This window comes from Rhodobacter capsulatus (assembly GCF_052363175.1).
Classification (GTDB): domain Bacteria; phylum Pseudomonadota; class Alphaproteobacteria; order Rhodobacterales; family Rhodobacteraceae; genus Rhodobacter; species Rhodobacter capsulatus_D.
Genome location: NZ_CP198946.1, coordinates 1,719,080 through 1,737,307, shown reverse-complemented (window position 1 = coordinate 1,737,307; position 18,228 = coordinate 1,719,080). Strand labels below are relative to the sequence as shown.

The 18,228-nt window shown below is 66.5% G+C and carries 15 protein-coding genes and 1 pseudogene; 13 read left to right on the top strand and 3 right to left on the bottom strand.

What is annotated here, in order from left to right; translation table 11 throughout:
- The first annotated feature begins 108 nt into the window (after nucleotides 1–108).
- Nucleotides 109–1,929, top strand: coding sequence for a phosphogluconate dehydratase (gene edd, locus ACTTAI_RS09540; protein ID WP_444455488.1), 1,821 nt, complete (start codon nucleotides 109–111; stop codon nucleotides 1,927–1,929).
- 94 nt (nucleotides 1,930–2,023) lie between these two features.
- On the top strand, nucleotides 2,024–2,677 hold the full coding sequence (gene eda, locus ACTTAI_RS09535) for a bifunctional 4-hydroxy-2-oxoglutarate aldolase/2-dehydro-3-deoxy-phosphogluconate aldolase (protein WP_444455487.1): 654 nt from the start codon (nucleotides 2,024–2,026) through the stop codon (nucleotides 2,675–2,677).
- Here eda and ACTTAI_RS09530 read toward each other — a convergent pair whose 3' ends face one another.
- Together ACTTAI_RS09530 and ACTTAI_RS09525 are read right to left on the bottom strand one after the other, a co-directional pair.
- Nucleotides 2,678–2,947, bottom strand: coding sequence for a hypothetical protein (locus ACTTAI_RS09530; protein ID WP_444455486.1), 270 nt, complete (start codon nucleotides 2,945–2,947; stop codon nucleotides 2,678–2,680). It lies immediately after the preceding gene.
- A 16-nt stretch (nucleotides 2,948–2,963) separates the two neighbouring features.
- The gene (locus ACTTAI_RS09525; protein WP_444455485.1) at nucleotides 2,964–5,735 is read right to left on the bottom strand and encodes a glutamine-synthetase adenylyltransferase; all 2,772 of its coding nucleotides are present in this window, start codon (nucleotides 5,733–5,735) and stop codon (nucleotides 2,964–2,966) included.
- Between the two features lie 223 nt (nucleotides 5,736–5,958).
- Between ACTTAI_RS09525 and ACTTAI_RS09520 the strand changes: the two genes are divergently transcribed.
- The 8 genes from ACTTAI_RS09520 (at nucleotide 5,959) to ACTTAI_RS09485 (ending at nucleotide 13,883) form a co-directional block, all read left to right on the top strand.
- Nucleotides 5,959–6,405, top strand: a complete 447-nt coding sequence (locus ACTTAI_RS09520) for a DUF2852 domain-containing protein (protein ID WP_444455484.1) — start codon at nucleotides 5,959–5,961, stop codon at nucleotides 6,403–6,405.
- Between the two features lie 142 nt (nucleotides 6,406–6,547).
- On the top strand, nucleotides 6,548–7,369 hold the full coding sequence (locus tag ACTTAI_RS09515) for an arginyltransferase (protein WP_444455483.1): 822 nt from the start codon (nucleotides 6,548–6,550) through the stop codon (nucleotides 7,367–7,369).
- A gap of 227 nt (nucleotides 7,370–7,596) precedes the next feature.
- Nucleotides 7,597–8,694, top strand: coding sequence for a TRAP transporter substrate-binding protein (locus ACTTAI_RS09510; RefSeq protein WP_444455482.1), 1,098 nt, complete (start codon nucleotides 7,597–7,599; stop codon nucleotides 8,692–8,694).
- A gap of 96 nt (nucleotides 8,695–8,790) precedes the next feature.
- Entirely contained in the window at nucleotides 8,791–9,561 is a 771-nt protein-coding gene (locus tag ACTTAI_RS09505; protein WP_444455481.1) for an SDR family oxidoreductase, read from the top strand.
- A complete protein-coding gene (locus ACTTAI_RS09500) occupies nucleotides 9,554–9,889 on the top strand; it encodes a dihydroneopterin aldolase (RefSeq protein ID WP_181420837.1) in 336 nt (111 codons plus the stop codon). The genes ACTTAI_RS09505 and ACTTAI_RS09500 overlap by 8 nt, the downstream gene beginning before the upstream one ends.
- 66 nt (nucleotides 9,890–9,955) lie before the next feature.
- Entirely contained in the window at nucleotides 9,956–10,270 is a 315-nt protein-coding gene (locus ACTTAI_RS09495) for a hypothetical protein (RefSeq protein ID WP_444455480.1), read from the top strand.
- Between the two features lie 68 nt (nucleotides 10,271–10,338).
- Nucleotides 10,339–12,684, top strand: coding sequence for a glycoside hydrolase family 3 N-terminal domain-containing protein (locus ACTTAI_RS09490; RefSeq protein WP_444455479.1), 2,346 nt, complete (start codon nucleotides 10,339–10,341; stop codon nucleotides 12,682–12,684).
- Nucleotides 12,681–13,883 carry a glucoamylase family protein gene (locus ACTTAI_RS09485; protein WP_444455478.1) on the top strand — a complete coding sequence of 401 codons (1,203 nt, stop codon included), beginning with the start codon at nucleotides 12,681–12,683 and terminating at the stop codon, nucleotides 13,881–13,883. Before ACTTAI_RS09490 ends, ACTTAI_RS09485 begins: the two co-directional genes overlap by 4 nt.
- On the opposite strand, the gene ACTTAI_RS09480 is transcribed toward ACTTAI_RS09485, so the two are convergent.
- Nucleotides 13,863–15,614 carry an ABC transporter ATP-binding protein/permease gene (locus ACTTAI_RS09480; protein WP_444455477.1) on the bottom strand — a complete coding sequence of 584 codons (1,752 nt, stop codon included), beginning with the start codon at nucleotides 15,612–15,614 and terminating at the stop codon, nucleotides 13,863–13,865. The genes ACTTAI_RS09485 and ACTTAI_RS09480 overlap by 21 nt on opposite strands.
- A gap of 252 nt (nucleotides 15,615–15,866) precedes the next feature.
- On the opposite strand from ACTTAI_RS09480, the gene ACTTAI_RS09475 reads away from it, so the two are divergent.
- The 3 genes and pseudogenes from ACTTAI_RS09475 (at nucleotide 15,867) to ACTTAI_RS09465 (ending at nucleotide 18,213) form a co-directional block, all read left to right on the top strand.
- Complete coding sequence (locus ACTTAI_RS09475; protein ID WP_444455476.1) at nucleotides 15,867–16,523, top strand: SDR family NAD(P)-dependent oxidoreductase; 657 nt, start codon at nucleotides 15,867–15,869, stop codon at nucleotides 16,521–16,523.
- Nucleotides 16,524–16,779: 256 nt separating this feature from the next.
- A pseudogene (gene surE, locus ACTTAI_RS09470) lies at nucleotides 16,780–17,569 on the top strand (5'/3'-nucleotidase SurE).
- Nucleotides 17,566–18,213, top strand: coding sequence for a protein-L-isoaspartate(D-aspartate) O-methyltransferase (locus ACTTAI_RS09465; RefSeq protein ID WP_444455475.1), 648 nt, complete (start codon nucleotides 17,566–17,568; stop codon nucleotides 18,211–18,213). Before surE ends, ACTTAI_RS09465 begins: the two are co-directional and overlap by 4 nt.
- Nucleotides 18,214–18,228 lie beyond the last annotated feature (15 nt).

The following is an 18,228-nucleotide window of genomic DNA, read 5'->3' as shown; positions in this document are numbered from 1 at the left end:
GCTGGACACCCCCCCGCCCTTGCGCAAGAGAAGAAAGCAGGATTGATTTGTTAGCGCTAACTTCTTATATCAAGGCATGCCGAGCCTTCGCCAAAGCTGGATCCGACCATGACCGAGACTGCCGCACCGCTGAACGCCACGATCGCCCGGGTGACCGAGCGCATCCGCGCCCGCTCGGCCGCGCGGCGCGGCGATTATCTGGCGCGGATCGATGCGGCAATGGCACAGGGTCCGGCGCGGGCGCATCTGGCTTGCGGCAATCAGGCCCATGCCTATGCCGCGATGGGGCCGGACAAGACGCCGCTGGCCGAGGGGCGCGGGCCGAATATCGGCATCGTCACGGCGTATAACGACATGCTTTCGGCCCATGCGCCCTATGCGGATTACCCCGCGCAGATCAAGGCGGCTTTGCGCGAGATCGGGGCGACGGCGCAGGTCGCGGGCGGCGTGCCTGCGATGTGCGATGGCGTCACGCAGGGCCGCGCGGGGATGGAGCTGTCGCTTTTCTCGCGCGACGTGATCGCGCTCGCCGCCGGAGTGGCGCTCAGTCACGACACCTTCGACGCGGCGATTTTCCTTGGCGTCTGCGACAAGATCGTGCCGGGCCTCGTGATGGCGGCGGCGACCTTCGGCCATCTGCCGTCGATCTTCCTGCCCGCGGGGCCGATGACGGCGGGCCTGCCGAATGATGAAAAAGCCAAGGTGCGGCAACAGTTTGCCACCGGAGAAGTCGGCCGCGACAAGCTGATGGCGGCCGAGATGGCGTCGTATCACGGGCCGGGCACCTGCACCTTTTACGGCACCGCGAATACGAACCAGATGCTGATGGAGGTGATGGGCCTGCATCTGCCGGGATCAAGCTTCGTCAACCCGCACACGCCCCTGCGCGATGCGCTGACGGTGGCGGGCGCGCATCGGGTGGCGGCAATCACCGCGCTTGGGGAAAACGCACTGCCGGTCGGGCATCTCTTGGACGAGCGCGCCTTCGTCAACGGCCTTGTCGGGCTGATGGCCACGGGCGGCTCGACCAACCTTGTGCTGCACCTGCCCGCGATGGCCCGCGCGGCGGGGATCGAGCTCGATCTCGAGGATTTCGACGACATTTCCGCTGTCGTGCCGCTGATGGCCAAGGTCTATCCGAACGGGCTCGCCGATGTGAACGCCTTCCACGCCGCGGGCGGGTTGCAATTCCTGATCCGCCACCTGCTGCGCGCGGGGCTTTTGCATGGGGATGTGAACACCGTCGCCGGACCCGGCCTTGCGCGCTACACCCAAGAACCGAAACTGATCGAGGGCCGCCTGACCTGGGTCGAAGGCCCGGAGGAGAGCCTGAACGACCGCATCCTGCGCCCGGCCGCCGATCCTTTCGCGGCGACGGGCGGGCTGAAACAACTCGCAGGAAATCTCGGGCGCGGCGTGATCAAGGTCTCGGCCGTCGCTGCGGACCGCCATGTGATCGAGGCCCCGGCCCGCGTCTTCGAAAGTCAGGACGCGGTGAAAGAGGCCTTCAAACGCGGCGAATTCACCTCCGATACCGTCGTCGTCGTACGGTTTCAGGGGCCGCAGGCGAACGGCATGCCGGAACTGCACTCGCTCACCCCCACCCTTTCGGTGCTGCAAGACCGCGGCCTGCGCGTCGCGCTGGTCACCGATGGCCGGATGTCGGGCGCCTCGGGCAAGGTGCCCGCCGCGATCCATGTCAGCCCCGAAGCCGCCTGTGGCGGGCCTTTGGCAAAACTCATCGACGGCGATCTGATCCGGCTCGATGCCGACACTGGCGCGCTCACCTGCCTGACCGAAGGCTTCGAGAGCCGCGCCCCGGCAACCCCGGATCTGAGCGCCAATCGCACGGGTCTTGGCCGTGAACTTTTCGAGACGTTCCGCCGCAACACCGGCCCTGCCACCTCCGGCGCGTCCGTGATAGTGTGACGGCAGAAGCGTATTTGGACCAAGAAAAAGACCGCAGCTTTTTCTTGGCGAAAATACGCACTTAGCCAGATTCAATCCCCTCAGGAGGCCCCTCATGACCCCCACCGCCCAATCCGCGAAAGCGCGCGAAATCTGCGCGCTTGCCCCCATCGTGCCCGTGATCGTGGTGCAGGACGTCGCCCATGCCCAGCCGCTGGCCAAGGCGCTGGTCGCGGGCGGCCTGAAGGCGCTGGAAGTGACGCTGCGCAGCGCCTGTGCGCTGGAGGCGATCCGCGCCATGGTCGATGTCGAAGGCGGCGTCGTGGGCGCGGGCACGCTTTTGACGCCTGCCGATGTGAAAGCCGCGAAAGCCGCGGGCGCGCAGTTCGGCGTTGCCCCGGGCCTGACCGAAAGCCTTGTGAAGGCCTGCGAGGACGAGGGACTGCCGCTTCTGCCCGGCGCCGTCACCGCGTCCGAGGTGATGCGGGCGCTGGAACTCGGCTTCGACATGCTGAAATTCTTCCCCGCCGAAACCTCGGGCGGGGCTGCTGCGCTCAAAGCCCTTGCCGGACCGCTGCCGAAGGTTTCGTTCTGCCCGACCGGCGGGGTGAGCCTGAAGAATGCGCGCGATTACCTGACGCTTCCGAACGTGATGTGCGTCGGCGGCTCCTGGGTGGCGCCGCAAGGCATGATGAGCGCGGGGAACTGGGCCGCGATCGAGGCGCTGGCGACCGATGCCGCCGCGCTCTCGCGCGCCACTCTGGGCTGATCAGACCGACAAACGACCTGCCCGGCCACCGCGCCGGGCGGGCGGCGCTTCGGCGCGTGTCAGCCCCTCGGCCAGAACCGCCGACATCGGATGGCTGGCCTCTGCCCCATAATGCGACAGAACCACCCGCATCGCCTCGGTCTGGTCGGTGCCGGGCGCAAGGCTCAGCGCCCAGTCCAGAAAGATCGAGCGACATTCGACGGCGCCGATCCCGTCGATCCGGTAGCTTTCGCGAATAAGGCCCTTGGGGTCGGCCAGTTTCAGATCCATCACACGTCTTCCCATGTCAGGTGAGCGCCTTCTCGACGAGCGCCGCAACTTCGGATGTGGTGCGATCGAGCCGTTCGGCAAGGGCCGCAAGACTGTCTTCCCCGGCTTCGCGCAACAAAAACGCCCGCCCGCCCTCGCCCACCGCCTCCAGATCAAGCGGCTTGTCGGTCAGAAGCCGCCCGCCCGCCTGCAAGCGCCACAACAACCGATAGGCCGAGGCGAGCCTCTCGCCCTCTTCCTTGGTGACGAAACCCTGCCGCGGGCCGATGCGCAGCTGCGCCTCGACCTTGCGGGCGGGTTCGGCGGCACGCAGCGCGAAGCTTTGCGCCAGAAGCTCGATATCCTGCAACCGGCCGGGGCCGATCTTCGCCTCCCAGGCGCCATCGGGGGCCTTCGCCGCAAAGATCCGCGCCCGCATCTCGGCCAGATCCGGCATCACCTTGGGGTCGCCGCCCTTTTCGGCCAGAACCGCCAGCCGCACCGCCTCCACATCGGCGCCAAGGCGCGCATCGCCCGCCAGCACCCGCGCCCGCGTCAGCGCCAGATGCTCCCAGGTCCAGGCCTCGGTCCTCTGATAGTCTCGGAAACTTTCGAGCGAGACCGCCACCGGCCCGCCGCGCCCCGAGGGCCGCAGCCGCATGTCGACCTCGTAAAGTCGCCCCTCGGGCATCGGCGCGGTCAGCGCCGTGATGAAGGCCTGCGTCAGCCGGGCGAAATATTGCCGCGTCGCCAGGGGCTTCGGCCCCTCCGAGCTTTCCGCGCCCTGCGCGTCATAGATCATGATGAGATCAAGATCCGAGGCCGCATTGAGCCGCTCGGCGCCAAGTGACCCCATGCCCAGCACGACCGCCCCCCGGCCGGGCGGCAGCCCATGCTTGCGGGCGAATTCCGCCACCACCTCGGGCCAAAGGCAAGACACCGCCGTTCCGGCGATATCGGCATAGCATTTCGCCGCCTCGGCCGCGTCGACCAGCCCGCGCAGGTGATGCACGCCGACGCGGAACCGGAATTCCTTTGCCCAACGCCTTGCCGCATCAAGCTTTTTCTCGTAATCCGGCACCGCCGCAAGGGTCGTGCGGAAGCTTTCGGCCAAAGCCTCGGCGCCCGGCCAGGCGGCAAAGAAACTGCCGCCGATCACCGCATCCAGAACGCCCGGATTGCGGCTCAGATGCGCGGCCAACCCCGGCGCGGTGGCGCAGATATCGACGATCAGATCAATGAGCGACGGGTTGGCCTCGAACAGGGAAAACAGCTGCACCCCGGCGGGCAGACGCGCCAGAAAGCCGTCGAACTGGCGCAGCGCTTCTTCGGGGCTCGCCGCGCGGTCCATCCGCTTCAGGATCTCGGGCTCGATGCGCCGGAAAATCGCCTGCGCGCGTTCGGAGCGCAGCGCGGGATACAGCTGCCAACCCTCGACGATCGTCTCGGCCTCGGGGCTGAGGTCGGGCCGCACCGCCCCCTCCGAAGGCGCAAAGAACGCGCCCGTCAGCGCCTCGACCCGGATCAGCCGTGCTTTCAGCCGCGCGGCCCAAGCCTCGCTATCGCCCTCGCCCATCATCCGCGCGATGCGGTCGATCCCCTCGGGCGAGGTCGGCATCAGCTGCGTCTGCGCATCATTGACCATCTGGATGCGATGCTCGATCTCGCGGTGCTCGCGGTAATGCTCGGTCAGCTCGCGCGCCACATCGGGCGGCACCCAGCCCTTGACGGCGAGTTTTGCCAGCCCCCCGACGGTGGTGCGATCCCGCAGATCGGCATCGCGCCCGCCCGCGATCAGCTGCCGGGTCTGGGTGAAGAATTCGATCTCGCGGATGCCGCCTTGCCCAAGCTTCATGTTATGCCCGGCCACATCGATCGCGCCGCCAAGCCCCTTGTGGGCGCGAATCCGCAGCCGCATGTCATGGGCATCCTGAATCGCCGCGAAATCCAGATGTTTGCGCCAGACGAAGGGCGTCAGCGCTTTCAGGAACTTCTCCCCCGCCGCAATGTCGCCCGCGCAGGGCCGCGCCTTGATATAGGCCGCGCGTTCCCAGGTCCGGCCCTCCGCCTCGTAATAAAGCTCCGCCGCCCCCATCGAGATGCAGACCGGCGTCACCGAAGCATCGGGGCGCAGCCGCAGATCGGTGCGGAACACATAGCCTTCGGAGGTGATGTCATTGATCAGCGCCGACATCTTCCGCGTGACGCGGATAAAGGAGGCGCGGGCCTCCATCCGGTCATCGGGGGCGAATTGCGTCTCGTCAAACAGACAGATCAGGTCGATGTCCGAGGAATAGTTGAGCTCGAACGCCCCCATCTTGCCCATCGCCAAAGCCACCATGCCCCCGGCGCGGGCGGCATCGTCCGGGCCCTTGCCGGGCAGCTTGCCGCGGCGGATCTCGTCGGCGACGAGACGGCGCAGCGCCAGATCGACCGCCGTATCGGCGAGCGTCGTCAGCGATTGCGTCACCCGCTCGAGCGACCAGACCCCGCCCAGATCCGCAAGCGCGATCAAAAGCGCCAAGCGCCGCTTCGCCCGGCGCAACTCGGCGCCCAGTGCCTCAAGCTCGACCTCCTGCAGCCGGGCGATCTCGGTGGCGAAAGCGGTCTCGATCTCGCCCGACAGCGCCGCGCGCGCCCAATCCGCCTCGCGCTCCAGCAGCCCCGCAAGAAAGGGCGAACAGCCCGCCGTTCCGGCGATCAATGCCCGGATCTCGGGAGGAAAATCGCCATAACGGTCGACGACATCGGCGCCGCGGGCGGGATCAAAGGGGATGGGTGTGCGGGTCAGGCGGGATGCAAGGCTCATGGCGCCAGACTAGCCAGCGCAAGGCGCCGGTCAATGGGGCGCAAAGGCCGCGCTTTTCCTTGGAAAAATACGCAAAGGGGGGCGGGCGGAGGCAACCTCCCCCATCGCCTCACCAAAGCCCGCCTCAAATGTAAAAAAGATTTACATGCACTCTTGAAGCGGACGCAGCCCTTCCCATCTTACCCAATGTGAAACACTTTCACATCTAACCCCGGAGGGATCCATGACCTACACCGCCGCCGCCCCCGACAACCCCGGCGCCATCACCCGCACGCTGAACTGGCTCGACGACCGCGGCCCGATGAGCTGGATCGTCGTGATGATCGGCTCCTTCATCTTCGCCGGTCCGCTCGGCCTTCTGGTGCTGGGCTTCATCCTGATGACCGGTCGCTTCCGTTCGGCCCGCTGCCGCGCCCGCGCCGGGTTTGGTCCCCGTTTTGGCCGCGGCTATGCCTTCCACGCGATGCGCCCGACCGGCAATGCCGCTTTCGACGCCTATCGCTCCGACATGCTGGCCCGTCTTGAGCGCGAACAGGAAGAGTTCGAATCCTTCCTGATCCGGCTGCGCGAAGCCCGCGACAAGGCCGAGTTCGACCAATACATGGAAGAACGCGCCCGCGCCGCCGCGGCCCCGGTGCCCGCCGATGAGGCGGACAGGCCGAAGGCGTGAGCCGCCAAGCCCCCCTCTGCTGACCTCGCCCCCCGGGGCGGGGTCGTTTCCTGGCTTTCGAAGGAAATCCTTGGCGCGCGGCGCGTGCTTTGATAGCTTGGGCTCGCGTCGATCGCCTTCGGCGCGTCAACCCCCGGACCTCATGCGCCACTCGCTTCCGCTTGCACCGCAATTTTATGTGACGGCCCCGCAGCCCTGCCCCTATCTGGACGGGCGGTCGGAGCGCAAGCTTTTCACGGCACTGCAAGGCGAAGGCGCCGAGAAGCTGAACAACGCGCTGTCCCGGCAAGGCTTTCGCCGTTCGCAGAACGTGCTTTACCGCCCGTCCTGCGCCGATTGCTCGGCCTGCCTGTCGGCGCGAATCCGCGTCGCGGATTTCGAGCCGACGCGGACCCAGCGCAAGGTGCTCAACCGCAATGGGCATCTGAAGCGCACCGCGACCAGCCCCTGGGCCACCGAAGAGCAATTCGCGCTGTTCCGCCGCTATCTGGACGCGCGACATGCCGATGGCGGCATGGCCGACATGGATATCTTCGAATTCGCCGCGATGATCGAGGAAACGCCGGTGAAGACCCGCGTCATCGAATATCGTGATGGCCGGGTGGACACCGGCCCCCGCCCGCTCACCGCCGTCTGCCTGACCGATGTGCTCGATGATGGCGTGAGCATGGTCTACAGCTTTTACGACCCCGACCAGACCGACATGAGCCTTGGCACGCATCTGATCCTTGATCACGTTGCCATCGCCAAGCGCGCCGGGCTTCCTTACGTCTATCTGGGCTATTGGGTCCCCGGCTCGCGCAAGATGGGCTACAAGGCGAAATTCTCGGCGCTGGAAATCTTCAAGGCCGGGCGCTGGCAACCGATCGGCGACCCCGAGGATCACTCGGGCGAGACGCATCCGCTCTCGGTCGATCCGATCGCCGAACAGGTCGCGCGAATCCAGCTGCCCGACATGCGCTGAGCGAAACGCTGCCCTGCAGTGCCTGCAGATGCGGCAGCTTGGCGCAGATCCTTCCACTCAGACGCGAACAAACATTCATCTGGTCATGTTTTCGGACCGATTTGCGCAATTTTCCTGCGCAACGTCTGGACAGAGCCGCGCCGGGGTGCCAGTTTGAGCCCCGGATCGCCCGGTCGAAAACGGGCGGCATGACAGAACCAGACGGAAACAAACGGGAGGAGAACCCAATGGATCGTCGTTCATTTCTGACCAAGGCCACGGTCGGCGGCGCGGCTGCGGCCACGCTCGCAACGCCCGCGCTCGCGCAATCGACCCCGAAAGTGACGTGGCGCCTGACCTCGTCCTTCCCGAAATCGCTCGACACGATCTATGGCGGCGCGGAAGTGCTGTCGAAGATGGTGTCGGAAGCCTCGGATGGCAATTTCCAGATCCAGGTCTTTGCAGCTGCCGAGATCGTCCCCGGCCTGCAGGCCGCTGACGCCACCGCCGCGGGCACCGTCGAAGCCTGCCACACCGTCGGCTATTACTACTGGGGCAAGGACCCGGCCTGGGCGCTGGGCGCGGCCGTGCCGTTCGGGCTCTCGGCGCGCGGCATGAACGCCTGGCAATACCACGGCGGCGGCATCGATCTTTACAACGAGTTCCTCGGGACCAAGGGCCTGATCGGCTTCCCGGGCGGCAACACCGGCGCCCAGATGGGCGGCTGGTTCCGCAAGGAAATCAACACCGTGGCCGACCTGTCGGGCCTGAAGATGCGGATCGGCGGCTTTGCCGGCAAGGTCATGGAAAAGCTCGGCCTCGTGCCGCAGCAGGTGGCTGGCGGCGACATCTATCCGTCGCTCGAAAAGGGCACGATCGACGCCGCGGAATGGGTCGGCCCCTATGACGACGAGAAGCTCGGCTTCTATAAGGTCGCGCCCTACTACTACTATCCCGGCTGGTGGGAAGGTGGCCCGACCGTCCACTTCATGTTCAACAAGGCCGCCTATGAGGGCCTGCCGAAGGCCTATCAGGCGCTTCTGCGCACCGCGTGCCAGGCCGAAGACGCCGACATGCTGCAGAAGTATGACCAGAAGAACCCGGCGGCGCTGAAATCGCTCGTGGCCAATGGCGCGCAGCTGCGTCCGTTCAGCCAGGAGATCCTTGAGGCCTGCTTCAACGCCTCGCAAGAGGTCTATGCGGAAATGACCGCGACCAACCCGGCCTTCAAGAAGATCTACGACTCGATGGTGGCCTTCCGCGCCGACCACTACCTGTGGACGCAGGTCGCCGAATACAACTACGACACTTTCATGATGATCCAGCAGCGCAACGGCAAGATCTGAGCCCGCCTGCAACCGATCGGCCCCGGGGGAAACCTCGGGGCCTTTTTCTTTTCGCCCCCTCGCCCTAGATAGGCCGAAGACAGGAAAGGAGACCCCATGCCCGGCATTCTGATCACCGGCGGCGCGAAGCGGATCGGCGCCGAGATGGCACGGGGGTTCGCCGCGCGCGGCTTTCGCGTGGTGCTGCACTACAACAGCTCGTCGACCGAGGCCGAGGCGCTGGCGGGTGAGCTGAACCACTCGGGCGACATCTGCCGTCTAGTGCAGGCCGACCTGTCCGACGCGGCGGCAGTGCAGCGGGTTTTCGACGTGGCCGAGGGCTTTCTGGGCCGGGTGCATGTGCTCTTGAACAACGCCTCGAACTTCATGAACGACGACATCTTCAGCCTGAGCGATGCAAAGATGGACGCGCATTTCGCGGTGAACCTGAAGGCGCCCTTGGCGCTCGCCGCGCGGATGGCGGCGCAGGACATGGGCGGCGAAGATGCGCTGATCCTGAACATGCTCGACAACAAGGTGCTGGCGCTGAACCCGGATTTCTTTTCCTACACGCTGTCCAAGGCCGCGCTGCATGCCGCGACCGAGATGCTGGCGATGCGCTTTGGCGGCTGCCCGCGGGTCAATGGCATCGCCCCGGCGATCACGCTGATTTCCGGCAAGCAGACCCCGGAGAATTTCGAGAAATCAAGCCGCATCAACCCCTTGGGCATTCAGGTTCAACCGGCCGATCTGGTGCGCACGGCGCTTTACTTCTGGGAGGCCAAGGGCGTGACGGGCGAGGTGATCGCGGTCGATGGCGGCCAGACGCTGTGGCAGCTGCCGCGCGACGTGGCCTTTCTGGTGAAAGAGGGATATGTGCATGGCTGATCTGATCATCCGCCTCGAAGAGCTTGAAATCACGATGTTTCTGGGCATCCACGACTTCGAGCGCGCGCGCATGCAGCGCGTTCTCGTCTCGGCCGAGATCACCGTGACCGGCACTGACTGGCAGGCCGGGCGCTTCTTCGATTACGACCGCGTGGCCGAGTTCATCCGCTCCTTCAACGGCAGCCGGATCGACACGCAGGAGGAACTCGTCTCGCGCATCCATGCCTTCGTGCACGGGCTCGAAGGCGTCGCCCATGCGGCGATTTCCTCGAAGAAACCCGATGTCTACCCGGATGCGAAAGCCGTGGGCGTGGTGCTGCGCGGCTAACCCGCCGCGTTGCGACCCTGCCGCGGTTCTGCTACCTTTGCGCAACCACCCCGAAAGGCCCCCCCGATGTTCTACGTCATCGCGCTTTACATGATCCTCTCGCTTGGGCTGCTCTTTGGCGCTGCGGAACTCGAACGCCGCGCTATCGTCGCGCGCCGCCGCGGGCCGAACGGCCGGGCCATGCTGCTGTCCTTGCTGGTCTCGGCGGTGGGATCGCTCGTCGTTCTGGTGATCGGCGGCTTTGCCGAGGGCTGGATCTATATCCTGCATATTCTGGGCGGCTCGGTGATCTATCACGGCTTCATGGGCATCTCGCTTGTCCACGGGCTGCAGGAAGTTTCGGCCCGCACCGCCCGCGAACGCCTGCCCGCCCGCGCCTGACCCTTTCCGCTTGCGCTGCGCCCCTTCGGGAGTAATCTGACCCAAGGCAAACGGGGGGGGGGCAGACCATGCGCAAGTCTTCGGAAGACAAGGGTTTTCTGGACGATCTTCTCAGCCGGATGAGCTTGGCCGACAAGATCGGACAGCTCAACTTTCCCCATGCCGCGGGCCTGCCCACCACCGGCGCGGCCGCGGGGGCCGATACCGAAACCCTGATCCGGCGCGGTCATCTCTGCGGCACTTCGGCGGGCGCGAACATCGCCGAGCGGCGGGTGCTGCAGCGCATGGCGCTCGAGGAAAGCCCGCATGGCATTCCGCTTTTCTTCGCCCGCGACTGTTTGCAGCGCTACATCACCTGCGGGCCGATCCCGCTGGCGCTGTCGTGCTCCTGGGATCTTGATCTGATCACCCGCATCGCGCAAATGACCGCGCGCGAAGCCCGGGCGGATGGTGTCTCGCTGACCTGGGCGCCGATGCTGGATATCAGCTACGATGCGCGCTGGGGCCGGATTGCCGAAGGTCATGGCGAGCTGCCGCATCTGTGCGCCGCCATCGCGCGGGCAATCGTGACGGGCTATCAGGGCGCCGATGGCGACATGGCCCGGCCGGACCGGATGATGGCCACCCTGAAGCATTTCGCGGGCTACGGCCTGTCCATCGCCGGGCGCGATTATGCGGCAGTGGAGGCGAGCGCCTCGACGCTGATGCGGATCATGGCGCCGTTCGAGGCGGGCGTCGCGGCCGGGGCCGGCGCGGTGATGGTGGCCTTTTCCGCGCTGAACGACATTCCCGCCACCGCGCATCGGGTGCTCTTGCAAGACATCCTGCGCGAGCGTTTCGGCTTTGACGGCATGATCGTCACCGATTTCACCGCCATCGACCCCGAGCTGATCAACCACGGCATTGCCGCCGACGCGCGCGAGGCCGCCTATCTCGCCTTCAAGGCGGGCGTCGCCGTCGATCTGGTGTCGGGTGCCTTCCTGCATCACCTCGCCCCTCTGGTCGAGGAGGGCAAGACCGCCCCTGACGCCCGGCGCTGGGGGCCGGTGACCGAGGACGAGATCACCGCCCGCTGTCGCGAGGTGCTGCGGGCCAAGGAACGGCTCGGCCTGTTCGCTGATCCCTTCCTCGGGCTTGACGAGGCTCTGCGGGCAAAGGTTGTCCGCGCCCCCGATCACATCGCGCTGGCCCGCGAGGCCGCCGCGAAATCCTTGGTTCTTTTGAAGAACACCGGGGTTCTGCCGCTGGCCCGCGGGGCCACGCTTGCGCTGATCGGCCCTCTGGCAGAGGATCGGATCGACATGCAGGGCAGCTGGGCCATCGATGTGAACCCGCTCGACAGCGTGACGATTGCCGAAGGGCTGACCGCCGTCGCAGGCCCCGGCACCAAGGTTCTGATCGCCAAGGGCTGCTCGATCGTCGAAGACCCGGCTTTGGCGGCGCGGCTCAATGTGCACAACCGGCACATGCCCTCGGTCCCGCCGGAAAGCCGGTCGCTCGACGAGATGCTGGCCGAAGCGCGTGCCACCGCCGCCAAGGCCGATGCCATCGTGCTGGCGCTTGGCGAGGCCAAGGAGCATTCCGGCGAAAGCTCGACCCGGATGGACATCACCCTTCCCGGCGCGCAGCCGCAGCTTGTCCGCGAAATGGCCGAAATCGCGAAAGCTCGCGGCATCCCGCTGATCCTGCTGGTGATCTCGGGCCGCCCCTTGGCTCTGACCGAGGAAGCCGCGCTTTCCGATGCGCTGATCTGGACCGGCCACCCGGGCGCCGAGGGAGGCCCGGCCATAGCAGAAATCCTTTTCGGCGACCGTTCCCCCGAAGGGCGGCTCTCGATTTCGCTGCCCCGTCACGTCGGGCAACTGCCGCTACGGATCGAAGACCTGCCCTCGGGCCGCCCGCGCGAGGCGATCGGCGTCGATGTCTTTGGCGATGACGAGACCGACGCGACCGGGCGGCATGTCTTCCGCAAATTCACCACCGCCTGCATCCTCGAAGGCCCGCATCTGCCGCTTTACCCGGCGGGCTTCGGGCTGAGTTACACGAGCTTCAGCTACGGCCCGCCCAAGGTCAGCGCGACCGAGGTGCAGGGCGCCGATGCCGTGCTGGAAGTGACCATCGAAGTGACGAACACCGGGGCACGGGCAGGCACGGAAACCGTGCAGCTTTACCTGCGTGATCCGGTCGCCGAGATTTCGCGACCGATCCGCGAGCTCAAGGGCTTCGCGCGCCTCACGCTGGCCCCCGGCGAAACCGGCACCGCACAGTTCCGCCTGACCGCCGAGGATCTACGCTACGACCGCGGCCCGGATCTGGCGCAGATGCGCCGCGACTGGGAGGGCGGCGAATTCCAGGTCAGCCTCGGCCCGCATGCGCTTGAGACGCAAGAGATTTCGATCCGGTGGACGAAATGAGGACGGCGGCGCTGCTCGACCGCATTCAGTCCGAGACGCTGCGCTATTTCACCGATTTCGCCCATCCGGTCAGCGGCATGGCCCGCGAACGCTACGGCGATGACAGATGGCTCGACACCGTCACCACGGGCGGCACCGGCTTTGGGCTGATGGCGCTGATCGTGGGCGCCGAGCGCGGCTTTGTCGCCCGCGATGCGGTGCTTGCGCAGATTGATCGGATCGTCGCCCATCTGGAAGCCGCGCCCCGCCATCGCGGCGCCTTCCCGCATTGGATGCATGGCACAACCGGCGCCACCATCGCCTTTTCTCCCCATGACGACGGCGGCGACATCGTCGAGACCGCCTTTCTGATGATGGGGCTTTTGACGGTGCGGCAATGGCTTGCGCCCTTTGCCCCCGCCTTGGCCGCGCGGATTCAGGCGCTCTGGTGGGCGGTCGATTGGGCGGGCTTCTGCCCGACCCCCGACCGGCTGCACTGGCACTGGAGCCCCAATCACGGCTTTGGCCGTCTCGCCCTGATGGGCTGGCACGAGGGGCTGATCGCCTTCATCCTTGGCGCGGGCTCGCCCACCCATCCGATCGACCCGGCCGCCTACACGGACGGCTGGAAGCACAGCCCCGGGTTTCGCAACGGCAACCATTACCACCGCATCCGCCTGCCGCTTGGCCCAGCCGAGGGCGGGCCTTTGTTCTTCGGCCACTATTCCTTCCTCGGCCTCGATCCGCGCGGGCTGGTCGAAGACGGCATCGACTATTTCGCGCAAAACCGCGCCCAGACCCGGATCAACCACGCACATTGCCTGGAAAACCCCGGCAAATTCGCGGGTTACGGGACCTTCTGGGGCCTGACCGCCTGCGACGGGCCGGATGGCTACAACGCCTTCTCGCCCGCGAACGACAAGGGGGTGATCGCCCCCACCGCGGCGCTCTCGGCGCTGCCCTATCTGCCGCGGGCGAGCCTTGCAGCTGCCCGGGCGATGGCCGAACGGCCCGAACTCTGGGGGCCTTATGGCATGGTGGACGCCTTTGACGACAGCCGCGGCTGGGTCGCGCAAAGCCACCTCGCCATCGATCAGGGGCCGATCGTGGGCATGATCGAAAACGCCCGCACGGGGCTGTTGTGGCGGCTTTTCATGTCCGCGCCCGAGGTGCAGACGGGGCTGCGCCAGCTTGGTTTCTCAGGCCCGCACCTCGGCTGAGGCGACGCCCTCACCGGCAAAAATCTCGACCGTGCGGGTAAAGACCCCGTGCGGCGTGCCGCCATTGCCGATGTCGATCAGGCCCAGATGCGCCAGCGGCCCCTTGAGCAGCGTCACGATCCGCGCCCGCGCCTCGGGGTCCAGCTGCGGCAGCGTGTCGTCCATCACCAGCCATTGCGGCCGGTTCAGGATCACCCGCGCAAAACTCACGCAGTGCTTTTCGCTTTCCGAGAGCAGCTTTTCCCAATGTTCCTCGGTATCAAGGCTCGCCATCAGATGACCAAGCCCCACCGTCTGCAGCGCGGCCTCGACCTCGGGGCGGGGGAAATGCGCCGAGGAATGCGGATAGCCCAGCACGTCGATGAGCCGCCCCGGCGGCACATAGGCCCGCGTCGGCATATACATCACCGCCCCCGCAAGCGGCATCGCGATCCGGCCGGAGCCGCGATCCCACAGCCCCGAAAGCGTGCGGAACAGGATCGTCTTGCCCGAGCCCGACGAGCCCTTGAGCAGCAGCCGCTCCCCCGGAGCCAGCCGGATCGGGTCTTCCGACAGCGTGACCGAAACATAGGGGGTGACGATCGACAGCCCCTCGATCTCGACCCCGCCCTCGGCCGGTTCGCGGCGGATGCGGTCGGGGGCATCATCGCAGGCTTCGCGCGCGAGATCGCGCATCGCGCGATGGAAAGTCATCACCCGATGCAGCGTCGCCCGCCAGGTCGCAATGCCCGCGAAATTGTTGATGAAAAAGCGCAAGGCGCCCTGCACCTGGTTGAAGGCGCCGACGACCAGCATCAGCTCGCCAATCGTCATGTCGGAGCTGAAATAGAACGGCGCGGCGGCCAGGATCGGCGCCACCGTGTTGAACCAGCCCGAGCCTGCGGTGACCCAGGTCAGCCCCACGGTCGCGCGGATCACGCCGTGGATCACCTCGACCAGACGCCCGAAGGCCGCCTTGATCCGCCGGGCCTCGACCCGCTCGCCGCGTTCGAGCGTGATCGCCTCGGCGGCTTCGCTGACACGGACGATCTCGAAGCGGAAATCGGCCTCGCGGGCAGCACGTTCGGCGCTCATCGCGACCAGCGGCCGTCCGACGCGCCAACTCAGCAAGGAGGCCAGACCGGCGTAGAAGAGCGCACACCAGACCATGAAGCCCGGAATCTCGACCGAGCGCCCGAGAAGCGGAACCGAGAGGCCATCGGAATGGTGCCAAAGCACGCCGACGAAAGACAAAAGCAGCAGCCCCGCCTGAAACAACCCGACGCCGAGCGCCACGGAAAGATCGGAGAGCCCGTCGATATCGGCCTGCAGGCGCTGATCGGGATTCTCGCCGATCCGGCCCGCGCGCGACAGCCGCAGCGCCTGACCGGGCCGCATCCAGTCGTGCAAGAGCGCGGTGAAAATGCCCCGCCGCAGCGTCAACTTCAGCGTCTGATCAAGCCAGAGCTGCCCGACGTTCAGTGCCAGCAGCCCGCCCGCCAACACGGCAAAGACCCCAAGCTGCACCACGAAAGCCGGAAAATCCTTGCGCGTCAGCGCGTCATAAAAGGGCTGGTTCCAGGCATTGAGCAGGATCTGCGCCGCCGCCGTCACCGCGATCACCGCGACGAGCCCCCCCACCAGCCAGATGATCCGCCGCCCGCTGCGCACCGTGCGCAGGATGCGGCCCAGATCGGCCAGCTGCCCGAACAGGCCGGGGGTCGGATCGGTTTCGGGCGTCAGATCGGTCATTCCGGAACCTTGTTTGGGGCTGCGCCCTACAGAACCGCCAAACCGCGCCGGGCGCAACCCGAGGTGAAGCGATTTCTCGTGAGGATCGGCGCTAACGGCAAACAGCCGGTTACCACCCTGCCCACCGATTGGCCAAGGGGCTACAAAAAGCGGCGATCGGGCGCAGCACTGCCGGGCACCCGCGCCAATGCGCCCCTTGCGCCGCAGCCTGACGGCGCCTAAAACCCGCGCGAAACGCTCAGGAGTTGCGCCATGACCGGAACCGCCTTCAAGAAACTCGCCCTTGTGACCGGCGCCTCGCGCGGGCTCGGTTTTGCCATCGCCGAGGACCTGGCGGAACAGGGCTGGCACGTCATGGCGGTGGCGCGCACCGTGGGCGGGCTCGAGGCACTTGATGACGTCATTCAGGCCAAGGGCGGCTCGGCGACGCTTGCGCCTCTCGACATCACCAAGCCCGAGGAAATGGAAACCCTCGCCAACGGCATCCTTGGCCGCTGGGGCGGGCTGCAACTCTGGATCCACACCGCGGTCCATGCCGCGCCGCTCTCGCCTGCAGCGCATTCCGATGCGAAGGACATGGAGAAATCGGTGGCGACGAACCTGACCGGCACCGCGACGCTGATCCCGCTGATCGATCCGCTTCTGCGTGAAGGCGAGGGCACGGCGGTCTTTTTCGAGGATGATCGCGCGGGTCAGCCCTATTTCGGCTCCTATGGCGCGACGAAAGCGGCGCAGATCGCGCTCGCCCGCAGCTATGCCGTGGAAACCGCGAAGATCGGCCCGAAGGTGCGCATCCTGTCACCGCGCCCGATGGCGACCGCCGTGCGGGCGCGCTTCTTCCCCTCGGAAGACCGCGCGCCGCTGATCGATTGCCGCGTCGAGGCGAAACGCCTTCTGGCAGAGATCTGACGGAAAGGGGGGCTCTGCGCCCCGCTTCGCTCCCCCCCGAGATATTTGCGGCAAGATAAAGGGGCATGGTTTTATCTTGCCCCAAATATCCCGGGGGTGAATTGGCCGAAGGCCAAGAGGGGGCAGCGCCCCCTGCCCCATTCATTTTCATCGCAACCGGGTCCGCGAGGGCACACCTTCGCGCCAAGTGCAGCACCTTGCTTGTTCCCGTGCGGCGCAGCGGCTAATCAGAACGAAACGGGGGGTACGAGGGACCATGCGCATTCTGATCACCAATGACGACGGCATCAACGCGCCGGGGCTCGAGGTGCTCGAGGCCGTCGCGGCCGATCTGGCCGGCCCCGAGGGTGAAGTCTGGATCGTCGCCCCCCGCCTTCGAGCAATCGGGCGTCGGTCATGCGATCAGCTACAACCGGCCGATGTCGATCGCGAAGCTGGGTCCGCGCCGCTATGCGGCCGAGGGCAGCCCGGCCGATTGCGTGCTTGCGGGTCTTTACGACGTGCTGACCGACGGGCGGCCGGATCTGGTGCTTTCGGGCGTCAACCGCGGCAACAACTCGGCCGAGAATGCGCTTTACTCCGGCACGCTGGGCGGGGCGATGGAAGCCGCGCTGCAGGGCATTCCGGCGATCGCGCTGAGCCAGTTCCTCGGCCCGGCCTGCATCGGCCCCGGCCTTGATCCCTTCGAGGCGGCGCGTGTGCATGGCCCGGCGCTGGTGCGCAAGCTCTGGGAAAACGGCATCTGGGACGACGGCGCCTATCGTGTCTTCTACAACGTCAACTTCCCGCCGGTTCTGTCCGCCGCGGTGAAGGGCACCAAGGTCGCGGCGCAAGGCTACCGGACCGACAGTTTCTTCACCGTCGAGCCCGCGGTCTCGCCGAATGGTCGGCGGTTCCTCTGGATCAAGGGCGGCCCGCAGCATGGCGCCACCGCGCCCGGCACCGATGCGATGGTCAACCTTGAGGGCCATATCTCCGTCACGCCGATGCGCGCCGATCTGACCGCCCATGACGTGCTGGCCGATCTCGAGGCGCGGCTCGCATGACCGAAGACGAGGCCGCGCGGATCAAGATGCAGTTCCTTTACGCGCTGCGCTCGAAGGGCGTCACCGATGCCCGGATCCTGTCCGCAATGGAACGGATCGACCGCGGCGCCTTCGTGCGCGGGATCTTTGCCGAGCGCGCCTATGAGGACATGCCGCTGCCGATTGCCTGCGGGCAGACGATTTCGCAACCCTCGGTCGTGGGGCTGATGACGCAGGCGCTCGCGGTCGGGCCGCGCGACCGGGTGCTCGAAATCGGCACCGGCTCGGGCTATCAGGCTGCCGTGCTCTCGCTGTTGTGCCGCCGGGTCTATACGGTGGATCGGCACCGCCGCCTTGTGCGCGAGGCGCAGGCGGTGTTCGAGGCGCTGCATCTGCCCAATATCGTGGCCATTGCCACGGACGGGTCCCGCGGCTTGCCCGATCAGGCGCCGTTTGACCGGATTTTGGTCACCGCTGCGGCAGAAGACCCGCCGGGGCCCCTGTTGTCGCAGCTCAAGATCGGCGGTATCATGGTTCTTCCGGTCGGTCAGTCCGACACTGTGCAAAGCCTGATCCGGGTGACAAGGCTCGAAACCGGCTTCGATTACGAGGAACTGCGCCCGGTGCGCTTCGTGCCGCTGGTCGAGGGCATGGCTTCAGACTGAGCCCCCGACGGGCTG